This window comes from Rhizobium sp. 05L429 (assembly GCF_056397645.1).
In genome coordinates, this window is sequence record NZ_JBFTNV010000016.1 from 17,549 (window position 1) to 43,456 (window position 25,908).

21 protein-coding genes, 2 tRNA genes and 2 pseudogenes are annotated in these 25,908 nt (G+C 59.4%); 11 read left to right on the plus strand and 14 right to left on the minus strand.

Annotated features, from left to right (window positions below; translation table 11 throughout):
• Positions 1-100: 100 nt before the first annotated feature.
• On the plus strand, positions 101-1,753 hold the full coding sequence (betA, locus tag AC1DNW_RS17945; RefSeq protein ID WP_113309909.1) for a choline dehydrogenase: 1,653 nt from the start codon (positions 101-103) through the stop codon (positions 1,751-1,753).
• Here betA and AC1DNW_RS17950 read toward each other — a convergent pair.
• The 5 genes and pseudogenes from AC1DNW_RS17950 to AC1DNW_RS17970 form a co-directional block, all read right to left on the minus strand.
• Positions 1,754-2,016: pseudogene (locus AC1DNW_RS17950) on the minus strand (YlcI/YnfO family protein).
• 187 nt (positions 2,017-2,203) lie between these two features.
• Positions 2,204-4,360 carry a methyl-accepting chemotaxis protein gene (locus AC1DNW_RS17955; protein WP_477853929.1) on the minus strand — a complete coding sequence of 719 codons (2,157 nt, stop codon included), beginning with the start codon at positions 4,358-4,360 and terminating at the stop codon, positions 2,204-2,206.
• A gap of 613 nt (positions 4,361-4,973) precedes the next feature.
• Positions 4,974-5,444: a DUF6644 family protein gene (locus AC1DNW_RS17960; RefSeq protein ID WP_113309907.1), complete on the minus strand. Its 471-nt coding sequence runs from the start codon at positions 5,442-5,444 to the stop codon at positions 4,974-4,976.
• Between the two features lie 9 nt (positions 5,445-5,453).
• Entirely contained in the window at positions 5,454-5,840 is a 387-nt protein-coding gene (locus AC1DNW_RS17965) for a DUF6152 family protein (RefSeq protein ID WP_113309906.1), read from the minus strand.
• Positions 5,841-5,933: 93 nt separating this feature from the next.
• Positions 5,934-6,380 carry an RrF2 family transcriptional regulator gene (locus AC1DNW_RS17970; RefSeq protein ID WP_477853931.1) on the minus strand — a complete coding sequence of 149 codons (447 nt, stop codon included), beginning with the start codon at positions 6,378-6,380 and terminating at the stop codon, positions 5,934-5,936.
• Between the two features lie 420 nt (positions 6,381-6,800).
• On the opposite strand from AC1DNW_RS17970, the gene AC1DNW_RS17975 reads away from it, so the two are divergent.
• From AC1DNW_RS17975 to cysN, 3 genes are read left to right on the plus strand one after another with little or no spacing between them, the layout of a single operon-like run.
• Positions 6,801-7,544, plus strand: a complete 744-nt coding sequence (locus tag AC1DNW_RS17975) for a phosphoadenylyl-sulfate reductase (RefSeq protein ID WP_113297145.1) — start codon at positions 6,801-6,803, stop codon at positions 7,542-7,544.
• A 17-nt stretch (positions 7,545-7,561) separates the two neighbouring features.
• Positions 7,562-8,515, plus strand: coding sequence for a sulfate adenylyltransferase subunit CysD (gene cysD, locus AC1DNW_RS17980; protein WP_477833456.1), 954 nt, complete (start codon positions 7,562-7,564; stop codon positions 8,513-8,515).
• Position 8,516: 1 nt separating this feature from the next.
• Positions 8,517-10,001, plus strand: a complete 1,485-nt coding sequence (cysN, locus tag AC1DNW_RS17985) for a sulfate adenylyltransferase subunit CysN (protein WP_477853933.1) — start codon at positions 8,517-8,519, stop codon at positions 9,999-10,001.
• A gap of 36 nt (positions 10,002-10,037) precedes the next feature.
• Here cysN and AC1DNW_RS17990 read toward each other — a convergent pair whose 3' ends face one another.
• Positions 10,038-11,090 (minus strand): LacI family DNA-binding transcriptional regulator, encoded by a 1,053-nt coding sequence (locus AC1DNW_RS17990; protein ID WP_477853935.1) that lies wholly within the window; start codon positions 11,088-11,090, stop codon positions 10,038-10,040.
• 521 nt (positions 11,091-11,611) lie between these two features.
• Between AC1DNW_RS17990 and AC1DNW_RS17995 the strand changes: the two genes are divergently transcribed.
• The gene (locus AC1DNW_RS17995) at positions 11,612-13,120 is read left to right on the plus strand and encodes a DegQ family serine endoprotease (RefSeq protein ID WP_477853937.1); all 1,509 of its coding nucleotides are present in this window, start codon (positions 11,612-11,614) and stop codon (positions 13,118-13,120) included.
• 51 nt (positions 13,121-13,171) lie between these two features.
• Here AC1DNW_RS17995 and pdxR read toward each other — a convergent pair whose 3' ends face one another.
• The gene (gene pdxR, locus AC1DNW_RS18000) at positions 13,172-14,578 is read right to left on the minus strand and encodes a MocR-like pyridoxine biosynthesis transcription factor PdxR (protein WP_477853939.1); all 1,407 of its coding nucleotides are present in this window, start codon (positions 14,576-14,578) and stop codon (positions 13,172-13,174) included.
• A 106-nt stretch (positions 14,579-14,684) separates the two neighbouring features.
• Between pdxR and AC1DNW_RS18005 the strand changes: the two genes are divergently transcribed.
• Both AC1DNW_RS18005 and yghU read left to right on the plus strand, forming a co-directional pair.
• The gene (locus AC1DNW_RS18005) at positions 14,685-15,350 is read left to right on the plus strand and encodes a GNAT family N-acetyltransferase (protein WP_113309928.1); all 666 of its coding nucleotides are present in this window, start codon (positions 14,685-14,687) and stop codon (positions 15,348-15,350) included.
• Positions 15,351-15,491: 141 nt separating this feature from the next.
• Positions 15,492-16,370 (plus strand): glutathione-dependent disulfide-bond oxidoreductase, encoded by an 879-nt coding sequence (gene yghU, locus AC1DNW_RS18010; protein WP_113309902.1) that lies wholly within the window; start codon positions 15,492-15,494, stop codon positions 16,368-16,370.
• Positions 16,371-16,702: 332 nt separating this feature from the next.
• Here yghU and AC1DNW_RS18015 read toward each other — a convergent pair whose 3' ends face one another.
• The 3 genes from AC1DNW_RS18015 to AC1DNW_RS18025 form a co-directional block, all read right to left on the minus strand.
• Positions 16,703-16,888 carry a hypothetical protein gene (locus AC1DNW_RS18015; RefSeq protein ID WP_113297151.1) on the minus strand — a complete coding sequence of 62 codons (186 nt, stop codon included), beginning with the start codon at positions 16,886-16,888 and terminating at the stop codon, positions 16,703-16,705.
• Positions 16,889-17,214: 326 nt separating this feature from the next.
• Complete coding sequence (locus tag AC1DNW_RS18020) at positions 17,215-18,189, minus strand: flagellin N-terminal helical domain-containing protein (protein ID WP_477853941.1); 975 nt, start codon at positions 18,187-18,189, stop codon at positions 17,215-17,217.
• 257 nt (positions 18,190-18,446) lie between these two features.
• A tRNA-Pro gene (locus AC1DNW_RS18025) sits at positions 18,447-18,523 on the minus strand.
• A gap of 261 nt (positions 18,524-18,784) precedes the next feature.
• Here AC1DNW_RS18025 and AC1DNW_RS18030 point away from each other — a divergent pair.
• Entirely contained in the window at positions 18,785-19,195 is a 411-nt protein-coding gene (locus tag AC1DNW_RS18030) for a hypothetical protein (protein ID WP_113297152.1), read from the plus strand.
• A gap of 127 nt (positions 19,196-19,322) precedes the next feature.
• Here AC1DNW_RS18030 and AC1DNW_RS18035 read toward each other — a convergent pair.
• From AC1DNW_RS18035 to AC1DNW_RS18045, 3 genes and pseudogenes are all read right to left on the minus strand, one after another.
• Positions 19,323-22,623 (minus strand): annotated as a pseudogene (locus AC1DNW_RS18035) (acyl-[ACP]--phospholipid O-acyltransferase).
• 93 nt (positions 22,624-22,716) lie between these two features.
• Positions 22,717-22,998, minus strand: a complete 282-nt coding sequence (locus AC1DNW_RS18040; RefSeq protein ID WP_113309900.1) for a YiaA/YiaB family inner membrane protein — start codon at positions 22,996-22,998, stop codon at positions 22,717-22,719.
• A 34-nt stretch (positions 22,999-23,032) separates the two neighbouring features.
• Positions 23,033-23,719 (minus strand): PspA/IM30 family protein, encoded by a 687-nt coding sequence (locus tag AC1DNW_RS18045; protein WP_113309899.1) that lies wholly within the window; start codon positions 23,717-23,719, stop codon positions 23,033-23,035.
• A 111-nt stretch (positions 23,720-23,830) separates the two neighbouring features.
• On the opposite strand from AC1DNW_RS18045, the gene AC1DNW_RS18050 reads away from it, so the two are divergent.
• A complete protein-coding gene (locus tag AC1DNW_RS18050) occupies positions 23,831-24,436 on the plus strand; it encodes a TetR/AcrR family transcriptional regulator (RefSeq protein ID WP_113309898.1) in 606 nt (201 codons plus the stop codon).
• Between the two features lie 22 nt (positions 24,437-24,458).
• Here the strand turns inward: AC1DNW_RS18050 and AC1DNW_RS18055 are convergent.
• Positions 24,459-24,533, minus strand: a tRNA-Gln gene (locus AC1DNW_RS18055).
• A gap of 159 nt (positions 24,534-24,692) precedes the next feature.
• Here AC1DNW_RS18055 and AC1DNW_RS18060 point away from each other — a divergent pair.
• Both AC1DNW_RS18060 and AC1DNW_RS18065 read left to right on the plus strand, forming a co-directional pair.
• Entirely contained in the window at positions 24,693-24,989 is a 297-nt protein-coding gene (locus AC1DNW_RS18060; RefSeq protein ID WP_113297156.1) for a cupin domain-containing protein, read from the plus strand.
• Positions 24,990-24,991: 2 nt separating this feature from the next.
• Entirely contained in the window at positions 24,992-25,906 is a 915-nt protein-coding gene (locus AC1DNW_RS18065) for an MBL fold metallo-hydrolase (protein ID WP_113309897.1), read from the plus strand.
• Positions 25,907-25,908 lie beyond the last annotated feature (2 nt).

Genomic DNA, 25,908 nt, shown 5'->3' on the forward strand with positions numbered 1-25,908 from the left:
GGTAGCAAGACAGAGCGGCAAGTTAAGCCTCTCCCCCTTGTGGGGAGGCGTTGGGGAGGGGAAATCCATCCGTTGCACACGACAATCCAAAGGGAACAGCATGCAACAGGCAGATTTCGTCATCGTCGGCTCGGGCTCTGCAGGTTCGGCGCTGGCCTATCGTCTCTCGGAAGACGGCAAGAACACGGTTATCGTCATCGAGGCGGGCGGCTCGGATTTCGGGCCGTTCATCCAGATGCCGGCAGCGCTTGCCTGGCCGATGAGCATGAAGCGTTATAACTGGGGTTATCTTTCCGAGCCTGAGCCGAACCTCGACAACCGGCGCATCACAGCGCCACGAGGCAAGGTGATCGGCGGCTCATCGTCCATCAATGGCATGGTCTATGTGCGCGGCCACGCTGAAGACTATAACCGATGGGAGGAACTCGGCGCCAATGGCTGGGCCTATGCGGATGTGCTGCCCTATTTCAAGCGCATGGAGCATTCGCACGGCGGTGAGGAAGGCTGGCGCGGCGCGGACGGGCCGCTGCATGTGCAGCGCGGTGTGATGAAGAACCCGCTGTTTCATGCCTTCATCGAGGCCGGAAAACAGGCTGGCTTCGAAACGACTGCGGACTATAACGGCTCCAAGCAGGAAGGCTTTGGGCTGATGGAACAGACCATCCATCGCGGCCGCCGCTGGTCGGCTGCGAACGCCTATCTGAAGCCGGCGCTGAAGCGGCCGAATGTCGAACTCATCAAGGGCTTTGCACGCAGGATCGTGATCGAAAACGGTCGCGCGACGGGCGTGGAGATCGAGCGCGGCGGCGCAACCGAGATCGTCAAGGCCAATCGTGAAGTGATCGTCTCGGCTTCTTCCTTCAACTCGCCGAAGCTTTTGATGCTGTCCGGCATCGGCCCCGGCGGACATCTGCAGGACATGGGCATCGAAGTAAAGGTCGAYCGGCCGGGCGTCGGCGCCAATCTGCAGGACCATATGGAATTCTATTTCCAGCAGATTTCGACCAAGCCGGTGTCGCTCTATTCCTGGCTGCCATGGTTTTGGCAGGGTGTCGCCGGCGCGCAATGGCTGCTTTCCAAGGGCGGGCTCGGTGCTTCCAACCAGTTCGAAGCCTGCGCCTTCCTGCGTTCTGCGCCGGGTCTGACGCAGCCTGATATCCAGTACCACTTCCTGCCGGTCGCCATCAGCTATGACGGCAAGGCGGCGGCCAATACGCACGGTTTTCAGGTGCATGTCGGCTATAATCTCTCGAAATCGCGGGGCAGCGTAACGCTCCGCTCTGCCGATCCGAAGGCCGATCCGGTGCTGCGCTTCAACTATATGAGCCATGCCGAAGACTGGGAAAAATTCCGCCACTGCGTGCGCCTCACCCGCGAGATCTTCAGCCAGAAGGCTTTCGATCATTATCGCGGCCCGGAAATCCAGCCGGGGGAGAAGGTCCAGACGGACGACGAAATCGACGCCTTCCTGCGCGAGCATCTGGAAAGCGCCTATCACCCCTGCGGCACCTGCCGCATGGGTGCGAAGGACGACCCGATGGCGGTTGTCGATCCCGATACAAGGGTGATCGGCGTCGAAGGCTTGCGGGTCGCAGACAGCTCGATCTTCCCGCATGTCACCTATGGCAATCTCAACGGACCGTCGATCATGACCGGCGAGAAGGCCGCGGACCATATTCTCGGCAGACAGCGGCTGGCGCGCTCCAATCAGGAACCGTGGATCAATCCGCGCGCGGCGGTAAGCGACCGGTGATCAGTGGTAGTCTTCTTCGCGGTGGTGACGGACGGCGAGCACGATGACGGTCGCTGTCGTGTGATGGATACCGGTTCGTTCCGCCTCCGCCAAGCCGGGCAGCCCTCTTGCAATGAATTCGGCCTGGATCTTTCCATAATCGATCTGACGGCGCACTGAATCGTCGATCAGAGACGACAAACCCGCGCCGTCTTTCAGAACGCTTTCGGCAGCGGCGCGCAATTCAGGATCCGCGCGGGAGACGGAAGCGATGCGGTTTTCATGGCGCCCCATGCGTTGCAACTGCGATGCAACATGGCGGATCGCCGTGCCATGTTCGACGCCCCTCTGCCGAAGGGCATAAAAAACTAGAGCGGGATGCCAGAAAGTGCGCGCGGTTTTCGGCATCCCGCTCTTATCTTTTTGATTGAGAGACGGGTTCAGATTTCAGGTCGATTCGACCTGAAATCATCAGGCTGCGCGAGATACATTTCGGCCTTGCTCTCTCTGCGTTCGCATCTGGAACTGGGCCAGCAGTTCGGAAAGACGACCGCTTTCTTCCGCGAGGCCTGCTCCCGCGGCGTTCATCTCTTCGACCATCGCGGCGTTCTGCTGCGTGACCTGATCCATATGGTTCACGGATGTATTGATTTCGGAAAGACCGGATGCCTGTTCCTTGGCGGCAACTGCGATCGCTTCCATATGCTGGTTTATCGCCACAACCAGTTGCGCGATTTCCTTCAAACCGTCGCCGGTATTGTTGACCAGAGTAACACCCTGATTGACCGCAGCCTCGGAGTTGCCGATCAGCGTCTTGATTTCCTTGGCCGCCTGGGCCGAACGCTGGGCAAGCTCACGAACCTCCTGAGCCACAACCGCAAAGCCCTTGCCGGMTTCGCCCGCCCGGGCTGCCTCGACACCGGCGTTCAGCGCAAGAAGGTTGGTCTGGAACGCGATCTCATCGATGACACCGATGATGTTGCTGATCTGGCTGGATGCGGTTTCGATCTTCTGCATGGCATCGACAGCGTTCGATACCACTTGCCTGGAGGTTTCCGCACGAGCGCTCGCATGACGAACCATCTCGCGTGCTTCGCTGGCGCGTTCCGATGTCTGCTTGACGTTGGTCGTGACTTGCTCCAGCGCGGCGGCCGTTTCTTCCAGCGACGCAGCCTGCTGTTCGGTGCGCTTGGAAAGCTGGTCCGAGGCGGTCGAAATTTCGCCGCTACCGCTGCGAACGCTGCGCGCAGTATGGCTCACACTTTCAAGCGTAGTACGCAACTGGCGCACGGAATCGTTGAAGTCGTGGCGAAGCGTCTCGAATTGTTCGCTGAAGACCTCGTCGATCTCGCACAACATATCGCCGGAGGCAAGACGCTTGAGACCGTCGGCAAGTCCCGATGTCGCCTGCGTCAAACGCTCTTCCGCCTCGCGTTCCACCTTTTGCTGGATGGCGATACGCTCGATCTCGGACGCCTGGCGCGAACGCTCCGCTTCTGCTTCCAGGTTCTTGTTGTGAAGCGCGGCCTGCTTGAACACTTCGACCGCGCGGGCCATCTCGCCGATCTCGTCCGTTCTGTTGGCGCCAGAGACGACAACAGAAAGGTCCCCGCTTGCCAGCTTGCGCATGACCGCCGTCAGCATGCTGATCGGATGGGCGACACGAAAAACCACCATCATGATTCCGGCGATCGACAGAGCAAATGTAAGGAGTGTGGCGACACCATAAGTAATGATCGACTGCGTTGCGGCGGAAACATTTTCAGACGTTGCGTTGGTCATCTCTTTCAGCGCCGCTGCTGCRATGTCAGCGAGCGAAGCCTGCGCCGGGCCTGCAGGTTTGCGCCATTCGTCGACAGCGATGTTCATCGGCTGACTGGCCTGGAAAGATTTGATCGCTGCTACCCGCTGATCCGCAAAGGGCCCGGCAAAGTAGGTCGTCTGCGCGGTGTCGTACAATTTCACGAGCCCCGCAKGCGTTGCCGGGCTGCGGACTATCTGCGTGATGACACTCCATGCAAAATTGACCTTCGCATCCAGGAGAGCGATTTCCGCAAGCTTGCCTGCGGGCAAAGCTTCTTTGGCGATAATTGCACCCACAAATGTCGAGTTTGCCGATCCGGCATTGGTGCGGGCCGACCATGCAAGCGAGCGAAGCTGCGTGAACATCATCATTCCGGGCTCGCGCGTATTGATGGCAGCCTCGACGTCGTTGGCGGCCTTTTCGAGGTCGCCCAGCATCTTATCCGCCAATGGCAGAACCTGTGCGGMCAAGGCGGGGTCACGATTAGCGACCGGCATTTTCAGAGCCGCGTCGATCTGCTGACGGAAGGACATCCATTGACTGTACCCCTGAAGGACAGGGGAAAGCGAGGTCCGCAGCGCGGTCGAATCGCTGTCGTCATTCAAGTCTTTGATCGCTGCAAACGCCGGATCGACACTCTTTCGCCCCGCTTCGAGGTTGACCAGGCTGGATTGCGTTTCAGAGGGCTCGAGTTTGATGGCCGACGAAATAGCGCCGCGCTCGCCGCGCAATCCGAGCAGTGCATCGAACAGCTTCGCGTCGACCTGAGCGAGTTCCGAAAGCCGTGTGGAATTCTGATAGACGCGAACTTCCTGCTGCAGCATGCTGCCGACAAGTCCAATGACTGCAAGACTTAATCCCACAAAAGCTAGAACCAAAGTGTGCTTGATCGAAATTTTCACTTTAATTACCCCCAAAGACAGCAATCACGGCCTAAATTATGCTTCGTCGAAGCTCAACAAATGCTTCCTGCAGCAACCGAATTGCCTACCCGCAACCCGTTGCGTTCAAAGACATTATGAGCTTGCGCGGAAACGATAAAAATTGAATTAAACGCTTGCAGGTTACAATATGACTGGCTCGCAGCTCTCAGTTTTTCGCCAGCTGCCATGCGCAGGGACCGACGCAACTTTAGACCGACGATCGTCAGTGTGCGAATGGACACCGAGTCCCGCGTCTTGCACTGTTTGGCGACTCAGTCATGCGTGCCTAACTGAGACTAGCGCTACTTTGGCGGATCGAGGGTGATCAAACATCAGGCGGGAAGGCATGTCCTTTAAGGAGGACGGGCCATGGATTGGGATGCTGCCTGACGGAATGGTTGAGGCCATTTGTCGATCTGCCTGGTCACAAGAAACGGYGGATGCTCGTCGGCGCCGTTCCGGCAGGGGCTGCCGGCCGACGGCGTAGCTGAGCGACATCATGCGGACGGCCACGTCAGAGAAAACCGATCCACCTGCCGGCAACGACGGCAGCGATCCATATCATCGCCGAAAGAGCCGCGGAGAACCGCATGGCGGGACGGACGATGCCGATCGTCATCGCCGCTCGCCAGCCCGTCCCAGCATGAACCAGGAGCGCATTGAAGATGCCGAAAGCGATCAGCCCAAGCTTGGCGAGGAAGGCAGGATTTACGGCATATTCGGTCGGGCGGACACTGAAGAGGCAAAAGCCGGTGAGCAAAGCCAGGACGAGACCGATGCCGGCCGAACGGGACAGGAATGGCGCGACGACCTCCACCGGCACCTTGCCGAACAAACCTGCAAGCCTGAGATCAAGCGGCAGGATGGCGCCGACCAGAAGGCCGATCGCCAGGATATGGGCGGCGTTGACGAACATGTAGAGCGTCGCGGAGCGCCTGAGCTCGACCGCGAGCGTGGTGGCAGCCAGCCATTCGAGAAGCTCCATGACGAGGCGTCAGTTCATCTGGATGCGTTCCGGATAAATGTCGTAGCGCTTTTCACCAATGGTGATGCGCACGGCCTTCAGCCGCTTCTCATTGCGGTCCTGCGACCGGTTTCCGAGTGCTATGACCTGATCGCCGGGCTTTGCGACGCCCTCCACGAAGCCTGAGCGCTCCGTCTGGCGCGGATTGCCGAGCTCGACGCGCCACACACCGTCATCAACGGTTGCGACATCGAGCGTCGGATGCGGCCCGCCCATGGATATCTGCTGGATGATACCGCGAAGCTCGATCTGGTCGGCTTCCGCCCATGACCAGCCGTGATGCGCCGCGGCACCCGTTGCGAATGCGGCCGAGAGCATGGCAGCCGCCAGCGCTCGCTTGCCTGAAAGTGCAAACATGATGTTTCTCCCTACCCGAATGGGCAGGCAGGTGGAGCATGGACGGCAGATGGAAAGGTCACTCACCGAATCTTGAAGGCCGGTGAGAGGGGATCAGGCAAGCAGCCGGGTAACTTCCGCCCCATGCTTGGTGCCGACGGCATCGKCGATGGTCGTGGAGAACAGCACTTTGCGGGTGGCATCCGCTACCTTGGCGAAGACGTGACGAATTTGGCAGGTCTGCTCACCGTCGCAATCATCGCACTTGCGGTAGGCGGTGATCGACAGACAGGGCAGCGGCGCGATCGGGCCATCGATGATCCGCAGGATCTCGCCGAAGGTGATGCTGTGGGCCGGTTTCAGCAACAGGTAGCCACCCTGCTTGCCGCGGCGGCTGACGACGACGCCGTGATGTTTGAGATCGAGCAGAATCTGCTCCAGAAACTTCTTCGGGATCTTCTGCTGCACGGCAATATCGGAAATCATCACGGGTTCGTCGGCCTCGGCTTCCGCCAGAACCGTCAGCGCCCGCAGCGCGTATTTCGCTTTTTGCGTAATCATCTCGGACCGTCGAACACACACAAAGCGGTGCCGAATCCCGGCATCGCACGAAAGCTATTCGCCTCTATTGCACAGCCAGCATGAACGGAATTTGAACGCGCCGGAAAAAGCCTTGAGAGACAAGTATTTTGGCTCTGTTTTTCACCCTCGGCCAACAGCTGGTAATCTATGTCAAAAGAAGGCAATTTTCATCTTTCCCGCCATCAATTCAGATTTCCGATTGACAGGCGTCGTGTAACACTACTATTTCTATAGACATTAAGTCCGGGGTGCCTTTTTGGCGCCGGCGGCTGCTTTTCTGCATTGCGGCAGGATGGGAGAGATATTTGCTCCGCCAAGCAGTCCTTTCGAAATCCCTTTTTCTATCCGTTCCATTGATCAGCTGCGATACTCCGGCCAACATCAAGGACAGGATCCCCCATGACTGTTATCAATCCGATCGAAGAAGCCGAGGGTTTGGCTGACAAGCTCGCGGGCCTCGACCTCGCAGGTCGGCTTTCGTTCGTGGCCGGCCTTGGCGGGCGGGTGGTCTTCACCACTTCCCTCGGCATCGAGGACCAGGTCATCACTGCCGAGATCGGTACGCATCGCCTGCCGATCGATGTCGTGACGCTGCAAACGGGCCGGCTTTTCGCCGAAACGCTCAAGCTGATCGACGAGACCGAAAGCCAGTACGACATCCATATCGTCAAGTACGAACCGGAGCAGGCGGATATCGACGCCTACGCAGCAAAATACGGCATGAACGGTTTCTACGAGAGTGTCGAAGCTAGGCATGCCTGTTGTGGCGTGCGCAAGCTGAAGCCGCTTGCGCGGGCGCTGGCAGGCGCAACGATCTGGATCACCGGCCTGCGCCGCGGACAGTCGGCCAACCGCGCCGAGACGCCCTTTGCCGAATATGACGCCGAGCGTCACCTCCTGAAGGTCAACCCGCTCGCCGACTGGGACATCGACAAGATCAATGCCTTCGTCGCCGACAACAGCGTGCCGGTAAACCCGATGCATGCGCGCGGTTATCCCTCGATCGGCTGCGAACCCTGCACCCGTGCCATCAAGCCCGGCGAGCCGGAGCGCGCCGGCCGCTGGTGGTGGGAACAGGATGAGAAGCGCGAATGCGGTCTGCATGTCGCCGAAGAGGCGGCTTCGTCCGTCGCGCAGCAATAAAGAGTCTGGAGTACGAAATGTCCGATAACCGTCAGGATACGGAACTGACCAATCCGCAGAGCGCCAAGCCGCCGCTCGACCCGCATCTGAAGGCGCTGGAAAACGAAGCGATCCATATCTTCCGCGAAGTTGCAGCCGAATTCGAGCGTCCGGTGATGCTCTATTCGATCGGCAAGGATTCCTCCGTGCTGCTGCATCTTGCCCGCAAGGCCTTCTACCCCGGCCGCGTGCCCTTCCCGCTGCTGCACGTCAACACGGGCTGGAAGTTTGCGGAGATGATCACCTTCCGCGACGAGATCATCAAAAAGTACGATCTCGACCTGATCGAGCACATCAATCCGCGTGGTGCGGCTGAAAACATCACGCCGTTCACCTATGGCTCTGCGCGCTATACCGACATCATGAAGACGGAAGCGCTGCGCAATGCGCTGGATGCCGGACAGTACGACGCGGCCTTCGGCGGCGCACGGCGTGACGAGGAAGCCTCCCGCGCCAAGGAGCGCATCTACTCCTTCCGCACGCCCGACCATCGCTGGGATCCGCGTAACCAGCGCCCGGAACTCTGGAACGTCTATAATGGCCAGATCCGCAAGGGCGAAAGCGTACGTGTCTTTCCGCTGTCCAATTGGACCGAGGTCGATATCTGGCGCTACATCCAGGCTGAGGACATCCCGATCGTGCCGCTCTATTTCGCGGCCAAGCGCCCCTATGTCGAGCGTGACGGGATGATGATCTCAGCTTCCGATCCGCGGCTCGAATTGCTGCCCGGCGAAACGAAGCAGGAAGATTCCATCCGCTTCCGCACGCTCGGCTGTTTCCCGCTGACGGGTGCGATCCGATCGACCGCCACCAGCCTTGAAGAGATCATCGCGGAGCTGGAAATCGCCACGGTTTCCGAGCGTCAGGGCCGCGCCATCGACCGTGACCAGTCCGGTTCCATGGAAAAGAAGAAGCGTGAAGGATATTTCTGAGATGACTGCAGCAGTTCCCGCAAACGTCGTCGCCGTGCCCGCTGCCGAGCCGCTCAAGGCCCTGCGMGACTCGCGCCCTTTGCGCCTCATCACCTGCGGCAGTGTCGATGACGGCAAGTCCACCCTGATCGGGCGCCTGCTCTGGGATACCAAGGCAGTGAAGGAAGATCAGGCGGCAACGCTTCGTCGCGATTCCACCGGCAAGCAGAACGATCTCGGCCTGCCCGATTTCGCACTGCTGCTCGATGGCCTGCAGGCCGAGCGCGAACAGGGCATCACCATCGATGTCGCCTATCGCTATTTCTCGACCGACAAGCGCTCCTTCATCGTCGCCGACACGCCCGGTCACGAGCAGTACACCCGCAACATGGCGACCGGGGCATCCACTGCCGATCTCGCCATATTGCTGGTCGATGCCCGCGCCGGCATTCTCGAACAGACGCGCCGTCACGCGACGATCGCCTCGCTGCTCGGCATCAAGCAGTTCGTGCTTGCCGTCAACAAGATCGACCTGACGAATTACGACCGTGCCGGCTTCGACAAGATCACTCACGAGTTTAAGGAATTTGCCCTGTCACTCGGCGTCAAGCAGATCACCGCAATTCCGATGTCGGCGCTGAAGGGCGAAAACGTCGTCTATTCCGGCCAGGCCGCGATGCCCTGGTATAATGGTCCGACGCTGGTCGAGACGCTGGAGCATGCAACCGTCCGCTCCGGCCAGACGACAGGCTTCCGCTTTTCCGTGCAGCGCGTCTCCCGCCCCGGCGAAAGCTTCCGCGGCTATCAGGGCACGGTTGCCGGCGGCTCTGTGAAGCCGGGCGACAGCGTCATGATCCTGCCCTCGGGCATGGTCGCCAATGTCACCAAGATCGTCACCTTCGACCTGGTGCGCAATGCGGCTGTCGCCGGTGACGCGATCACGCTCGTGCTCGACCGTCAGGTGGACGTGGCGCGCGGCGACATGATCGTTTCGATTGACAGCCAACCGCAAACAGGCCTGACCTTCGATGCGCAGGTCGTCGCCCTGCAGCCTGAGGGTATCGAGGCCGGCAAGCGCTACTGGCTGAAGAGCGGTTCGCGCCGCCAGCGCGTTCAGGTCGAACCCGTCAGCCAGCTCGAGCTGAAGACCGGCGCCTGGAATTCCGCCCAGCGGCTCTACATGAATGCAATCGGCAAAGTGCGGCTCGTTTTCGACGAAGCGGCGATCTTCGATCCCTATGAGCAGAACCGTGCCACCGGCTCTTTCATCCTGATCGACCCGGAGACCAACAACACCATCGCCGGCGGCATGGTGACCGGCAAACGCACCGATGTCAGTGGCCTGTATGGTAGTGATGCCCGCGTCATCCTSTCGCTTCCGGCCGAYCTCGCCGAGCAGATCATGGCGAGCGAGCTTTTCGCCAACCGTMGYCACGAAGCGGAAGTGCGCCGCATGACGGCGTCGGAAGCGGCCGAGCTCTGGTCGAGCGCGGCAAGCGATATCTAAAGAAAGGGGCCGATTGGCCCCTTTTTCATTTCCGTTTCACTGCTTCGGTTCCGGCCGCGTCGAGCCGCGCTCGATGATCGAAAAACCGAGATCGACCCTTTGCTCTTCCGGCCGCTCTTCGCGAATGGCGCGCAGCAGCATGTCGGCGACGCGGCGGCCAAGGTCGTAACGCGGAACATGCACCGTCGTCAGAGACGGCGAGGTGAACTGCGCAAATTCCAGATCGTTGAAGCCGCAGATGCCAAAATCCTCTGGCACGTTGATGCCGCGTTCGTTGCATTCGATCAGGGCCCCCAGGGCCAGATCGTCGTTCTGCGTGAGGATGGCATCGAGATCCGGCACCCTCTCCAGCAGCTCGCTGAACAGGCGCCGTCCGAGACCGATGCTGGTGGAACCGTCTTCGCCGTGGGTCAGCGACGGATTGTCGAGACCGGCCTGGCGCATGGCCTCGTCATATCCCGCACGACTGCGGCGCGAGCGGATATCGCTGAGCCCGCCAATGAAACCAATCCGCTTGTATCCTTTCGACAGAAGGAAACGGGTGGCGGCGGCCGTCGCAACATGATGCGACATGCCGACTAGCAGCGTTTCCGGCGGCTGGCTGAGATCGGCAACATGGGCGACCGGAAAGGCAGCCGCGTCCATCAGCATCGCAAGGCCGTCGTAATGTTCCGCGTTGACGAGGATGATCCCGGCCGGCTTCTGCGCCAGGAAGGATTTGAACTGGCTGATCTCCTGATCGACGTCGTTGAGCGTATTGGCATATTGCACCCGCAGATCCGTAGCCCGCAACCGCTCCTCGATGCCCATCATCACACCGGTGAAGCAGGGATGATGAAGCGACGGAGTGATGACACCGACGATGCCGCTGTGGCGGCCGGCAAGCGCGCGGGCAGCAAGATTGGGGATGTAGCCCATCTGGTCGACGGTGCGCAGGATGACCTCGCGCAGCTCTTCGGAGACGATTTCAGGGTTGCGAAGCGCGCGCGAGATAGTGATCGGGCTGACCCCTACCCTCTTTGCAACATCACTCAACTTCACATGGGAACTGCGCTTCTTTTCCCGCCCCGGCTTCACTGAATCCCTCATCGCTTCCCGCATGCCGCTGCGAGCCTCGCTCCGTGCCAATTCGCGGTTTGCTCTTTCTGAAGAAAAATTAATTTAGAGTCTACTAACATTTCAATGTTCCAGCTCAACCGAAGCACGAAAAAACATGAACAAACGTCGTGAATGGTTCAGGTCATTACGCAGCGGCAGGCCGKCGGATCACACGAAAGTGGGATATATTTTACTATTCTGGCACCACGCGGCGCGGGCAACTGCGGGAGCCGGGAGAATTGCGGCGATACTTGGTCGGCCAAGATTAAATTACAGTAATGTCTTACGATCCTGTAATACAAACATGATCAATGTTTAATTTGTAAATCCCACAGAACGGGTCATATAGGTATCAAGCGCCAGTTCTTCCCGAATACAGTATTCGTCGTATCATACAGGCGAAATATAAGTAATAAACGGTAAAACCTGGCAGCAATACTCACTGACGCCAAGGTCCATGGCATGGAACCAAGACGCCATTCAATGCCAACGCTCTCGCAAGGGAATCCAGCATGTCAAACATTCTTCGCAAGCATCGGGCCGCAGCACTTGTCGGAGCGGCCATCGTTCTCGGCGCGGCCTCCCTGCCCTTCGCCATCTCCTCTACCTCGGCAGCTCTTGCCGCTCCGGCTGAGACCGGCGGCATTCTTGCCTCCAACGGCTCGTTTGCTTCCATCGTCGATGCCGACAAGCCAGCCGTGGTGACCATTACCACCACGATGAAGGCAACTAACGCCAGTGCCGACAGTTCACCGATGGACGAGCAGTTCCGCCAGTTCTTCGAACAGCAGGGTATTCCCCTGCCGCACCAGGCTCCACAGCAGCAGCAGCAGCAATCGCAGCATGCCATGGCGCTCGGTTCCGGTTTCGTCATCAGCCCCGACGGCGTGATCGTCACCAACAACCACGTCATCGACAACGCCATCGACATCAAGGTCACACTCGACGACGGCACCGAACTGCCGGCCAAGCTGCTTGGCGCCGACGCCAAGTCCGACCTCGCCGTTCTGAAGGTTCAGGCTCCACATCCGCTTGCGACCATCGCCTGGGGCGATTCCGACAAGCTGAAGCTCGGCGACCAGATCCTTGCCATTGGCAATCCGTTTGGCATTGGCACGACGGTGACGGCCGGCATCGTCTCGGCTCGCGGCCGCGACTTGCATAGCGGCCCCTATGACGACTTCATCCAGATCGACGCGCCGATCAACCACGGCAATTCCGGCGGCCCGCTGGTCGATCGTGACGGCAATGTCGTCGGCATCAATACTGCTATCTACTCCCCGAACGGCGGCAGCGTCGGCGTCGGCTTCGCCATTCCTTCATCTGAAGCAAAGGCGATCGTTGCCAAGCTGCAGAAGAACGGTTCGATCGATCACGGCTATCTCGGCGTACAGATCCAGCCGGTCACCCAGGATGTCGCCGATGCCGTCGGCCTCTCCAAGGCTGAAGGCGCGCTGGTTGCTACTGTTTCCAACGAAGCGCCTGCCGCGCATGCCGGCGTGAAGACCGGCGACATCGTGACGGCCGTCGGCAGCGAAAGCGTCAAGACGCCAAAGGACCTGTCGCGCCTCGTTGCCGACCTGTCGCMAGGTGCGAAGGAAACCCTGACCGTCTGGCGTGACGGCAAGACGGTCGATCTGAACGTCACCGTCGGCGGCAACGAAGACACGCAGAAGCAGGCTGCTGCCGAAAGCAGCGATGACCAGGGCCAGGCCGCTGGCCAGCCGAGCCTTGGCATCGGCCTTGCCGACCTGACGCCTGATGTTCGCCAGCAGCTCAACCTGCCCCACAGCGTTGCCGGCGCAGTCGTTGCCAACGTCAACCCGGACAAGTCGGCCGCTGCTGCCGGCATCCAGCCCGGCGACGTGATCGTCTCGGTCAACGACAAGCCGGTACATGATGCCCGCGACGTCAAGACCGCCGTTGCCGATGCCGGCAAGTCCGGTCGCAAGTCGGTGCTGCTCCTGATCGAACGCGGCGGTAACAAGACCTTCGTGGCCGTGCCCTTCGCCGCCGCTTGAAGGGCACCCACGTGAGCGCTGCGCCCGGACCAGTTCCGGGCGCAGTTGCTTCTAGCCAAGCATCAACTTCAGATCGGCTGCCAGTCTTTGAACGGCTGCCGCTTCCGCTTGCGAGATACCGAAGAGAATGCCGGGAGCAGATTTGCCGATAAAGAAACCCGACATCGGCATCAGACCATATCCTGATGCATTCACCTTCGCGACGACCGCCCGGTCATCCACCATCTCATCGCGAAACCAGGCCGCAAGCTGCAGTCCGCCATTGCCGCCCGAAATGACAAGTCTTCCGCCAAAATGGCTCTCCAGCATTCCGATCGTCCGGGCCATCCGCTCGGCATATTGCTGGCTCATGCGCCTCAAATAGGCGCGCAGACGGCCCTCGTTGATGAAATCGGCAAGTGCCGCCTGGATATGGGTGGAGACGGCGACGCCCCTGCGATGCAGCGCCTCCGAAGCCTCTGATACCAGCCAACGCGGCACGACGGCATAGGCGACACGCAGGCCAGGTGCCAGCACCTTCGAGAAGGTGCCGACATAGGCCACGACCTCCGCCCTGTCGATGCCCTGCAAGGCGGCGATCGGCCGCGAGCCATATTGAAAATCGCTGTCGTAATCATCCTCGACGATAAGGCTCTCGTGACGGCGCGCCGCCTCCAGCAGCGCCAGCCGGCGCGGCAGGCTGAGCGTGGCGCCGGTCGGATATTGATGGGATGGCGTCACATAGATCAGCGCCGGCTGCGGGCCTTCCGCCTTCGATACGTCGATGCCCTGCCCATCGCAGGGAACCGCCACGATCTCGGCGCCGGCATCGCCGAGCAGCAAGCGCGCAGCAGCGTAGCCAGGATCTTCCATCCATGCGGTCTTGCGTCCGCTCCTTCTCAGCATGGCTCTCGCCAGCATATCGATCGCCGCGCGCGTGGAGGGCATGATCATGACCTGCTCCGGCTCGGCGATCACGCCGCGCGTCATAGAAATATGCTCAAGGATGGCTTCGCGCAGCTCGCGGATACCAGTTGGGTTCTCGTAGCCGAGGTGATGAATGCGCAGCGAGCGGCTGCGTGCGGCAAGATGACGGCTCCAGGCGGCATGCGGGAAATCAGATACATCGGGTACACCGGGCCGGAACAGGCCACGATAGGAAGGCTGGTCCGATTTCTTGCCCTCAACGGGAGCACGGTCGTCCCTTTGGTGTTCGGGCCGCATACGCTCAAGCKCTGCAACCCGCGTCGCAACACCAGCAGACGCCTCGATATACCCTTCGGATCTCAGTCGGTCATAGGCCTCTACCGCCGTGGAGCGTGCAACACCGAGCGAAGCCGCAAGGGCACGCGTCGATAGCAGCTTATGGCCAGCCGGAAGCTGGCCGAGCAGGATACGGTCGCGCAGGCTTCGATAGATCTGCCCGCTCAGGTCACCGCCGTTTCGATCGAGGCTCAGCCATATGGGTGCCGATGTCATGCGTCAACTGGTCTGCCAGAAAGTTCAGAACTGGACTTTTACTCCAGTCCATTTGCAAGGCAAGAGCAGTCGGAGTTCAATGCATAAGTTCAATGGAATGACGGATATGACAAAAGATCTTGCCGACTGGAAGGGTGTTGCCCGCCCCGCCCGCGCCCCGATTGAAGGCCGCTACACCCGCCTGGAACCGCTGGACGCCACAAAACACGGCGCCGACCTGCTCCGCTCCGCGCAGCAGCCGGGCGCGGAGGATCGCTTCCGCTATCTCTTCGAAGCAGCACCTGCCGATATGGCAGCCTTCACGCCCTGGCTGGAAAGGTCCGTCGCAAGCGAAGACCCGCTGTTCTTTGCCGTCATCGACAAGGCGACGGGACGCGCCGAGGGCAGGCAGGGACTGATGCGCATCGATGCAGCCAACGGTGTCATCGAGATCGGCAATATTCTCTGGGGACCAGAGATCGCCCGCAAGCGGGTTGCGACAGAAGCGCTCTATCTCTGCGCCGCTTATGTCTTCGACACGCTCGGCTACCGGCGCTTCGAATGGAAGTGCAACAATCTCAACGAACCGTCCAAGCGCGCGGCACAACGCTTCGGCTTCGCCTTTGAAGGCATCTTCCGTCAGCACATGGTGCAGAAGGGCCGCAACCGCGATACCGCCTGGTTTGCAATGACCGATGGCGACTGGCCGAAACTGAAGGCCGGCTACGAGGCGTGGCTGGTGCCCGAAAACTTCGATGCCGACGGCCAGCAAAAAAGCAAGCTCAGCTTCTAACGCGGCTCTGCGGCGGCAATTTAAAAAGCCGCCGCCCTGATGACAATAACTTCATTGCTACCAATATGTTCATGGGTCCCAATTGAGGTTAAGGATTGGGCCTTTCATGCAAAACACGAAGTTATTCTGTCAGGAGCTCACATGACCAGTTCGTCCGACTATACGCCCCCTAAGATCTGGACCTGGGACAAGGAAAACGGCGGCCAATTCGCCAGCATCAATCGCCCGATTGCCGGACCGACCCGTGAAAAAGAGTTGCCGGTCGGCCGCCATCCGCTGCAGCTTTATTCGCTTGGAACGCCAAATGGCGTGAAAGTGACGATCATGCTGGAGGAACTGCTGGCGCTTGGCCATCGCGGCGCGGAATATGATGCCTGGCTGATCAGGATCGGCGATGGCGATCAGTTCGGCAGCGGCTTCGTCGAGATCAACCCGAATTCCAAGATCCCGGCGCTGATGGACCGAAGCGGCGAAAAGCCGGTGCGCATCTTCGAATCCGGCGCGATCCTCACCTATCTCGCAGAAAAATTCGGCGCCTTCCTGCCGACCGATCCGGCCAAGCGCGCCGAATGCTTCTCCTGGCTGTTCTGGCAAGTCGGAAGCGCGCCCTATCTCGGCGGCGGCTTCGGCCATTTCTATGCCTATGCGCCGACGAAGATCGAATATGCGATCAACCGTTTCGCCATGGAAACCAAGCGCCAGCTCGACGTGCTCGACCGGCGTCTGGCTGAAAGCGAATATATCGCCGGCGACGACTTCACCATCGCCGACATGGCGATCTGGCCCTGGTATGGCGGCCTCGTGAAGGGCTGGATGTACAATGATTCCGCCGAATTCCTGCAGGTGCAGGAGTACAAGAACATGAAGCGCTGGGCCGACCTGATTGGCGAACGCCCTGCCGTCAAGCGCGGCCGGATGGTCAACCGCGTCAGCGGCGAGTCCTCCAGCCAACTCCATGAACGCCATGACGCCAGCGACTTCGATACGAAGACGCAGGACAAGCTGCAGGCGGCCAGCTGATATGATCGAAGGCGGGCACGTCGCTGCGACGGCGTGCTCTCCTCGCCAAAAAACGGTGCCAAGCCGAAATTGCGAGTTTTCCCACTAAAAATTACGGGTTTTTAAGCGAACTGTACCGAATCCGGCAAAAGTGCCCTCGCCTCATTCTTTCAGACTTGCTGAAATGCCCGAGCTCTCCTGCCACCTTTCGGAGAGCTTTCCCCATCTACCCCGCCGAAAGCCACCGGCGGGGCTTTTTATTTCAAGCATCCGGGAATGGGAAAGTCCTGCACCCGCGTCAGAGTGGGCCACCAACATCGCGTTCATAGCTTGAGGTGAAGAAAGGTTCCGCTCTAACGCCACTTCGGCTGAGGCTTGGAAGCGTTCGCCTGAATCTCATGGAGCGGCGCCCTATGACCCAGGAGCTTCTTCAGCTTCTTCTCCTCGGCCGGGCCTATCCCGAATTTTCGGCAATGCTCGGTGATATCCTGATCTTTCGGGCCTGGAATCCGAACTTGTCGATTGTTCATCTTCTTCATTGACGCTTCCTCCTCCGAAGGAAGCCAGCTTAGCGCCTATTTGTTCGTTAGCAAAATCTAAAATTCTGAATTTTGGCTGTTTCAAATCGGCGGGCTGAAGGAGAAACCATCATCCCAACTTCGTTCTGCCTACACCGGCAGCAACTCACCGCGCGACGACGTCATCGGCGGAGATGCAGCCAGAAACCACACTGCCAATTGCTGTCGCAAGCGTGTTTTCAAAGAGGTTCTGGCAGCCAGTACCATCGCGGCTTCGATGTCAGGATTAATACATAAGATCGCAACGGCAGCAGCCAGCGACAATCCGAATTTTCGGCGTGGCCTGTTTACGATTGGATAAGCGAGAGCATGTTTTGCGGGGCTCGATTTGCAATCGATAAAGATTGAATCGCGAGCTGCTGCTGGGTTTGGAAGGCAGCCAACCGGGATGATTCCTCTTCCATGTCGGCGTCCACGAGACGGCCGATACCTGACGCAATAGAGTCTTGGAGTGTCGATGCGAATTCGGTCTGCATGGAGATGCGTTTTGTGAGCGAGCCGAACATGGAACCGACGTCAACCATTCGCTGAAGCATAAGCTCCGTAATACCTGTCATCTCGTCCAGTTCTTCGTTTGTCGTCTGCGGCGTTAGGATCATCTCGGGGTGTATCTGATGGTTGTCACCATTAAAGACCACCCATTCTCTGGTGTACCCGAGAATGTTAGCGAAACCGGAATTCGTTATAATCCCGTCGCAGCCGCCGTCCGAAATCAAGTAGTAGACTTGATCTGTATCGAAGCTCGCGGTCATGTCGAAGCTTATAGGTTGTACCGAGACGTTCCCAAAAGCGTCACGGACAAATGCCCCCGGCAACTGCTTGACACCATTTTGTTGCGGGTCTGTGGGATCAGTCATCCAAAGCCAATTTTGGCCGTTGAAGGAAGCCGAAGCTGCAATCGATTTCAGCTGCTGTTTGAGCTGGCTCAGCTCCTCATTTATCTTTGTTTTGTCAACGCCAGATTCATGGGCCGCAACCAGCTTTGCTTTGAATGCGCTCATCACGTCGATTGCGTTGGACATACCAACATATGCGGTGTCGACGGTATTCGCGGCTAGACCCAGCGCATCCTGAACTGCTGATATGGCTTTCGCATCCGACCTCATCGTGGTCGAAATCGACCAATACGCCGCGTTGTCCGCAGCCTTTTCAACTCGGAGACCCGTCGACACATGCTCCTGCGTCYGCTGCAAGGAACGGCCGGTTCCTCGCAAAGTCTGGAGCGCAGCTATGGCAGAATTGTTGGTGATGATTGATGACATCAACGATCCTTGGAAAATGGCGACGGTAGCGGCCATAGAAGGGAATCGAATGCGTCATGCATCCAGGAGATGAATTTTGGTAGCAATTCATGGTTAACAACAAATTACTAAAGTAAATCAGTCCGACGGCAGTGAGCTTATCCGAATATACGGAACCCAAAACTCGCCGGTGGGCGACACTTGTGGTAACGATAGCGGAAAAATTAACCCGTAATTTCGGGAGATAATTTTGTATCGGGAATACAAGAGATTAGAGCTGGTCGGAGTGGAGTGATTCGAACACTCGACCCCCACGTCCCGAACGTGGTGCGCTACCAGACTGCGCTACACTCCGTGACCAGCGGCGCCTCTATAGACCGGCCTATAATGTTGCGCAAGCACCAAAATTCAAAAAGGCGCGGGAATTTTTGACAGGCTCGTGACAGGGCCTTTCGCCAGGCCGTGCAGCAAAAAGCCACACCCCCGGCAAATTCTTCAGAAGCGGCCAAGTGGCAATTTTCTTTTGCCGGGTTACACGCTAAAGGGCTTGGCGGGACAGGCGAAACCGCCGCAAAGGCGGCTTCGCAGCCACTGGCTAAATATCAGGGACGACACGATGAAACTCCGCACCATGACCGGGGCCGCCGCGCTTGCAATTGCGCTTGCCGGATGCACCACCATACCCACTCCCGGCGATCCGATCGAAGCCCGCTGGGTCGGCCAGTCGGCCGGCAAGTTCTTTGCCGCCTACGGCCCGCCGCTCAGCGATCGCGACGAAGGCTCTTCGACGATCTACAGCTGGAAAGGCGGTTACAAGACGGTGCGCGTTCCCGCGAAATATGCCGAAGGCGCCGATGGCAAGCGCGGCAAGCAGATTGCGGCAGCCCGCACGCTCTATCTGCGCTGCCAAGCCGAAATCACCACCAACTCCGACTACACGATCCGTGACATCCGCACCGTCAATGATATCCCGGGTGTGAGCGGTTCTTCCTACTGTGCCGAATTCCTGGCGCCAGAACAGAAGTAACGGACGGTTTGTCCGAGACATCAAAACAGGCGGCCATGCCGCCTGTTTTCGTTTTAACGGACATCGCTGCAGTTCGACAGGCAGCGATTGAAAAACATGAGCCGGGCTGCGCAGGATGAAGCCAGGCTTATGCCGCCTGCTCCGGCTGTGCTGCGCTTTCGGCCATTTTGCGCGCCGCGACAAAATCCACCTTTCCCGAGCCAAGCACCGGCACCGTGCCGATATTGATCTCGGCCGGCACCATCATATCCATGGCGCCCTTTCACGACCGAGAGAGCGCCCGGCCAGAGTTCTGCGGCAAGCGTCTCGACGGCCGCAAGCGATATCATCTCGCCGCCGATCTTGGCGAAGCGCTTGGCGCGGCCACGGATCTTGACGAAACCATCCTCGTCGATGGTGACGATGTCGCCGGTATCGTGCCAGCCGTCGACGAGCGGCTCAAGGACACCGGGATTTTCGGCGCGCAGATAACCCGCCATGACGTTGTCGCCGCGAACGACGAGCCGGCCACCCTCATCGATACCGGGTACCGACTCGAGCTTCCATTCCATGCCCGGCAGGATTTTGCCGACTGTGCCCGACTTGTTGTACATCGGCGTGTTGATCGAAATGACCGGTGCGGTTTCGGTGACGCCATAACCTTCCAGAATGCGCAGGCCGAATTTCTCCATATAGGTCGCGCGGGTCGAGGCCTTCACCGGCTCCGCGCCGGAGAAAATATAGCGGATAGAGCGGAAGTCATAAGGATGCGCTGTCCTGCTGTAGCCGTTGAGGAAGGTGTCGGTGCCAAAGATGATCGTGGCGTTCGAGACGTAAATCAGTTCCGGGACGATGCGGTAATGCAGCGGCGAAGGATAGAAGTAGACCGGCACGCCCGAGATCAGAGGCAGCACGGTGCCTGCCGTCAGCCCGAAGGAATGGAAAACGGGCAAGATGTTGAACACCTTGTCGCCGCTGTGGAAATCGATGCGGGCGGCTGCCTGAGCGGCGTTCGACAGGATGTTGCGATGGGTCAGGACCACGCCCTTCGGTGTACCTTCGGAACCCGAGGTGAAGAGAATCACTGCCGGATCATCCGGCCGGCGTTTCACCAGCGGCCTTGCCTTGTGCAGATAGCCTCTGATCTTGCTCACGGAACCAATTTCGGCACGCAGATCGTCAAGCCAGACGATCTTCACCTGCTTCTCCATCTCCTCGATAACAGGCCCCAGCTTGGCCTGCTTGACGAAAGCGCGAGACGTAAGGACGTGCTTCACCTCTGCGGCCTTGCAGGCGGAAAGGATGTTGGCCGCACCGGCAGTAAAATTCAGCATGGCCGGTACCTTGCCCGCTGTCATGACGCCGAGAAGGGTTGCGGCAGCGCCATTGGCATTCGGCAGCATGACGCCGAGGTTGTTTTCCGGGAACATGGTGCGGAACTTGGCGCCGAGCACCGCGGCACCCGTCAGCAGCTTGCCGTAGGTGAGCTTGCCGGTGACCGGATCTTCGACGGCGAGCTTGCTCATGCCGTATTCGTGGCTCGCCTCAATGATGCGATCAATGACGGTCGAGGACGTATCGGCGGTCCTAAACATCAGGTTCGACATGACCTGATAGAGGGCAGCGCCCGCCGCCGTGCGGCGCTTGCGACCCTTGAGTTCAGGCGGAACTTCCAGCTTCACCGGCTCGAGAATGGTGACCTTGACCTTGGGAAACAGCCGGCGGCGGATCTTGCCGTTATCAAGATAGGAGAGATAGCTCTTCTCCAGGCCGTCGATCCGCACCGGCACCACCATCGATCCGGTCTTGTCCGCAACCATGGCGGCGCCGTCATAGACCTTCATCAATGTGCCGGTCACCGTCAGGCGTCCCTCGGGAAAGATGCCGATCGGGCTGCCGTCCTGCACCACCTTGATCAGCGAACGTGTCGCCATCGGCTTGGTCGGATCGAGCGGCAGGAATTTGCACATCTTCAGGAAGGGTCTGACCCACCACGCCTGGGCGATCTTGTAGTCGACCGCAAAGACCGGTTCTTCCTCGGTGATGGCGAGTGCCAGCGCACCGTCGAGCAAGCTGACATGATTGAGCGCGATGATCGGTGCGCGACCTGCCTTCTTGATGTTTTCGAGGCCTTCTACTTCCAGCCGCATGAACGCACGAAACAGGATCGAGACGAAATCGCGGAAAGGATTGGTTGGCAACGTCTTCAGCATCAGCCAGGCAACGGCGAAATTGATGATGCCGAGGCCGATCAGGATCTGCGGAATGGAGGCGCCCAGGGCCTGGACGACGGCAACAGTACCAAGGCCGACCGTGATGAAGAGGGCCGACAGGACATTGGCAGCGCCGATGACGCGGGCGCGGCGGTCCTCATGTGCCCAGGTCTGCAATGCAGCGAATGTCGGTACCGCAATGAAGGCGCCTGAGATCGCCATCCCGGCGAGGTCGATTGCGACGCGGATGGTGTTCTGGCCGGCGAAGAAGGTGAGGATGGTCGTCGCGTGGCTGGTCGATTGCAGACCCCAGAGGTTCCAGGCGAGGTCGAGGCTGAAGATGGCAAGCAGCGCCGTGCCGATCGGCGCCGGCAGCAAAACGATGCGACCCGACGACATCCAGGCAGCGATTGCCGAACCGATCGCGACAGCGACGGCAAAGACCGTCAGATAGGCCGGCACGACGATTTCCGAACCACCAAGCAATTCCGTGACCATGGTCGGCAGGATGGACAGGACGAAGGCGCCAACCAGCCAGAACCAGCAGTTCATCAGCGCCGAACGCCAGAGACGCTTGTCGCTGCGGATTTCCATGACGAGATTGTAGCTGGAGCGGATGACGTTGGTGTCGATCCTGAGATCAGGAGCCTTGGAGCCGGTTGCCGGGATCATCCGGCTGGCAAGCCAGCAGATCACCGAAAGCCCCATCATCATCGTGCCGAAGACGAGAACATTGTCGCCGCCGGAAAAGGCAAATGCAGCAACAATCGTGCCGGCAAGGATGGCAATGAACGTGCCGCCCTCGATCCAGGCATTGGCCTTCGGCAGGTCGCGGCGCTCCAGATGGTCGGGCAGGATGCCATATTTGATCGGTCCGAAAAGTGCAGAGACGACGCCAAAGCCAAACAGCGCCGCCATCAGTATCCAGATGGACGAGAATGCAAGACCGACGACGGCAAGGGCGGCGACCGCGATCTCGCATCGTTTCAGAAGTTCGGCGATCCTTGCCTTGTCGTGCTTGTCTGCGAGTTCGCCGCCGATGGCCGAAAGCAGCAGAAACGGCACGATGAGGATGACGCCGGCGAGCGTGACGAGCGCGGCACCTTCATTGGCCGACATCTGGAACAGGATCAGGAACACCAGGGTGTTCTTGAGAAAGTTGTCGTTGAAGGCGGTCAGGAATTGCGTCCAGAACAACGGCGCGAATTTCCTCGAAGTCATCAGGCTGCGTTGCATCGGCTGGCTCCTTGTGAGATCCACAGACAAGGCCATAGAGTTGTTGTGTAAAAGTTGAGCACGATAACAACTCTATGGTGTAGTTAACGAAGATCAATCTTCACCGTTACGATTGAACTTGACGAGCAGCTTCTCCGTGCGAGCGTCTTCGACCTTGCGGATCAGCTTCTCGGATTCGGCATTGTCGCGCAGTGTCTTGGTGATGTTCACCGTCGTCTGCATCAGCATCAGAATGCCCATGGCCAGATAGCCTTTTCCCCAGAGATCGAGCGGCATCATATAGAGGCCGAGGGCCAGCATGAAGGCTGCTGCACCGAAAGAGATGTAGGAGAAGCTGACCCAACTGGCGGAATGTTTCTGGAAACTGTCGTTCATTGTCGTGATTCCCTCAGGTTTGATGGCGTTGACTTTAAGCGGCGGGATTGATGCGGCTGCGCAGACGGGCGAGCACATCATCGGCGGAGGAGCGCAAAGGCGCGCCGCATCCGGCATTGGCAAGCTTCTCGATGATCCCAGCGGGACGTGTGGAGGTCTCCATCTCCTTCATGGCCGAGGCTGTCAGTTCATTCTGCTTCTGGCGGATGCGAAGGCGCGCAAGGGTCTCCTCCGCATCGTCAAGCGTCGCAAAACCTGGACCGGCCACGGTGACATCAAGCTTCTGCGCCTCTTCGGTGGCGCGGGCCAGGCGCTCGCCACGCTGCAGTTCCTGCAGCCGCGTTTCCGAGACGCGGACAATTCCCTTCAGTTTGTCGATTGCGGTCGTAAACTGAGCCTGGGCCTTTTCGGATTGATCGCGCTCGGCCTCGAGATAGGCGATCGCTTCGGCCGCCTCCCGGGCCAGTGCTTCATTGCCCTTGGCGAGCGCCGCGGAAGCGCGGGTTTCGAGATCGTCGATCCGGGAGACAATCATTGCATGCTGGATCCGCTCCTGCTCGTTCTGGGCAATGGCGATCGCTACGCTGCGACGGGCCGACTGGATCGATTGCGCTGCATCGCGAATCTGCTGAGCGAGAAGAGGTACGGCGTTGCGGTCAGCAAAGGCCTGTTCGGCATCATGGGCCCTGCCCCGCAGCAATGTCGAAATCAGTTTGAACATTTCCTTCCTCCGGTTTATGAACGTTGTTCACGAGTTGAATTATGGCAGAATCATGAACGGTGTTCAAGAATAATTTTGAACACCGTTCATGGAATCGAAGCGAGATGGTTAATGGCCGGCAAAAGAGAAGAAAAACGCGAGGATCTGAAGACACGGCTGATCGATGCGGCGCGAAACCGGATTGCCGAGGAGGGGCTCGCCAATCTCAGGGCGCGCGACATCACACAGGATGCCGGGTGTGCGCTCGGTGGGCTCTATACGGTCTTCGCCGATCTCTCCGAACTCGTCATCCACGTGAACTCCACAACGCTAAAGGCGCTGGAGGCAAGGCTGACGCTACCCGAAACCAGAGACACGACGCCGACAGACCGGCTGCGTAAGCTGGCGCAGGGATATTTAAGTTTCGCGGTCGAAAACCGAAATCTCTGGAAGGCGCTGTTCGACCACTTTCCGCCCGAAACCAGCCCGACGCCGCAATGGCATCTCGACGAGCATCTCTTTTTGATGAATGTGATTGCCGAACCGCTTGCCGAACTGCAACCCGATATGCCTGCGGAAGACAGGGCCATCCGCGCCCGCACCCTGTTCGGTGCCGTTCACGGTGTTGTCAGCATCAGCCTCGAAGGCCGCTTCGTCGGCTTGCCGCCCGAGCGCCTTGCACGGGAGGTGGACGAGCTTGTGCAGACTATTGCCGCGGGTGCAGCTTCGAGGAGATGACTCACGGATTGTCCGGAAGATGTGGCTGGGGCGCCTGGATTCGAACCAGGGGATGGCGGTACCAAAAACCGCTGCCTTACCGCTTGGCTACGCCCCACCAGAGCTGAAGCGAATGTCGCTTCGCCAAAACGTCGCCTGATTAGCAAAGGTCTGTCTGCCTCACAATCACTAAGTTTACTGCGACGTCATATTTGTATGCGCGGCCATGCCCGGCATGGTAGGACTTTGGGGATCGACACAGCCAATGGAGCTACCGTTGAGCCAATATCGCGCCCGTCCGCCAGCGCTCGCGACACTCATCCTCGACGATGCCGCCGTGCGCATCACCCAGTGGGATTTCGAGCCGGGAGCCGATACCGGCGTTCATACGCACGGGCTTGATTACGTCGTCGTGCCGATGACCGACTGCCAGTTCCTCATCGAGGATGCCGAGGGAAGCCGCAGGGTGGATATCGCCAAGGGCGCTGCCTATCGCCGCGAGGCGGGCACCGAGCACAATGTCGTCAATGCCGGCGACCAGCCGATGTCCTTCATCGAGATCGAATATAAATAGACATGTCCGGCGCGAACTTCGATCTTTCCTTCGATCCGGCTTACGGACGGGCTGTTCCGGTCAAAACCGGCATCCAGCGCCTGACGGCGAATAATCCGAGCCCTTTTACCTTCCGCGGCACGAACAGCTATATCGTCGGGGATTCGTCTGTCGCCGTCATCGATCCGGGACCGGAGGACGAGGCGCATTTCGAAGCCCTGATGGCAGCGCTTGCCGGCCGGCAGGTGACGCATATCTTCGTCAGTCACACCCATCGGGACCACTCGCCGCTCGCAAGGCGGCTGAAAGAGGAAACGGGAGCGCTGACGGTCGGCGAAGGCCCGCACCACCCGTCGCGGCCGCTGCGCGACGGCGAGATCAATCCTTTTGCGGAAAGCTCAGACATGGATTTCGTGCCTGATATTGCCATCCGCGACGGGGAGACGATTTGCGGCGATGGCTGGGCGCTGACGGGCGTGCTGACCCCGGGCCACACCGCCAATCATGCGGCGTTTGCGCTTGAGGACCGTGGCATCCTGTTTTCAGCCGACCATGTGATGGCCTGGGCAACGACGATCGTTGCACCCCCCGATGGCTCCATGGCGGACTATATGGCCTCGCTCGACAAGTTGATCGCCCGTGGCGATAGCCTGCTGCTGCCTGGCCATGGCGGGCCAGTGACGTCGCCGGCGCCCTTCCTGCGCGGCCTAAAGACCCACAGACGCCTGCGGGAGCGCTCCATCATCGAGCGTATCCGAATGGGGGACAGCATCATTCCAGAGATGGTGAAGGTGATGTACCGCGATACCGATAGGCGGCTGCATGGTGCTGCGGCACTTTCGGTGCTGGCGCATATCGAGGACCTTATGGAGCGCGGCGAGGTCAGCGCCGACGGGCCACCTTCCCTCTTTGCCCATTATCGACTGGCGGGAGGCTGACG

What these genes read in the sequence shown, in the direction of transcription:
- AC1DNW_RS17960 (WP_113309907.1), bottom strand. Translation starts at nt 5,444, where the DNA reads ATGGAGCTTCTCGAATGGCTGGCTGCCACCACGCTCGCGGTCGAGCTC.
- AC1DNW_RS17965 (WP_113309906.1), bottom strand. Translation starts at nt 5,840, where the DNA reads ATGTTTGCACTTTCAGGCAAGCGAGCGCTGGCGGCTGCCATGCTCTCG.
- AC1DNW_RS17975 (WP_113297145.1), top strand. Translation starts at nt 6,801, where the DNA reads ATGACTGTTATCAATCCGATCGAAGAAGCCGAGGGTTTGGCTGACAAG.
- cysD (WP_477833456.1), top strand. Translation starts at nt 7,562, where the DNA reads ATGTCCGATAACCGTCAGGATACGGAACTGACCAATCCGCAGAGCGCC.
- AC1DNW_RS17990 (WP_477853935.1), bottom strand. Translation starts at nt 11,090, where the DNA reads ATGAGGGATTCAGTGAAGCCGGGGCGGGAAAAGAAGCGCAGTTCCCAT.
- AC1DNW_RS18005 (WP_113309928.1), top strand. Translation starts at nt 14,685, where the DNA reads ATGACAAAAGATCTTGCCGACTGGAAGGGTGTTGCCCGCCCCGCCCGC.
- yghU (WP_113309902.1), top strand. Translation starts at nt 15,492, where the DNA reads ATGACCAGTTCGTCCGACTATACGCCCCCTAAGATCTGGACCTGGGAC.
- AC1DNW_RS18015 (WP_113297151.1), bottom strand. Translation starts at nt 16,888, where the DNA reads ATGAAGAAGATGAACAATCGACAAGTTCGGATTCCAGGCCCGAAAGAT.
- AC1DNW_RS18030 (WP_113297152.1), top strand. Translation starts at nt 18,785, where the DNA reads ATGAAACTCCGCACCATGACCGGGGCCGCCGCGCTTGCAATTGCGCTT.
- AC1DNW_RS18040 (WP_113309900.1), bottom strand. Translation starts at nt 22,998, where the DNA reads ATGAACGACAGTTTCCAGAAACATTCCGCCAGTTGGGTCAGCTTCTCC.
- AC1DNW_RS18045 (WP_113309899.1), bottom strand. Translation starts at nt 23,719, where the DNA reads ATGTTCAAACTGATTTCGACATTGCTGCGGGGCAGGGCCCATGATGCC.
- AC1DNW_RS18050 (WP_113309898.1), top strand. Translation starts at nt 23,831, where the DNA reads ATGGCCGGCAAAAGAGAAGAAAAACGCGAGGATCTGAAGACACGGCTG.
- AC1DNW_RS18065 (WP_113309897.1), top strand. Translation starts at nt 24,992, where the DNA reads ATGTCCGGCGCGAACTTCGATCTTTCCTTCGATCCGGCTTACGGACGG.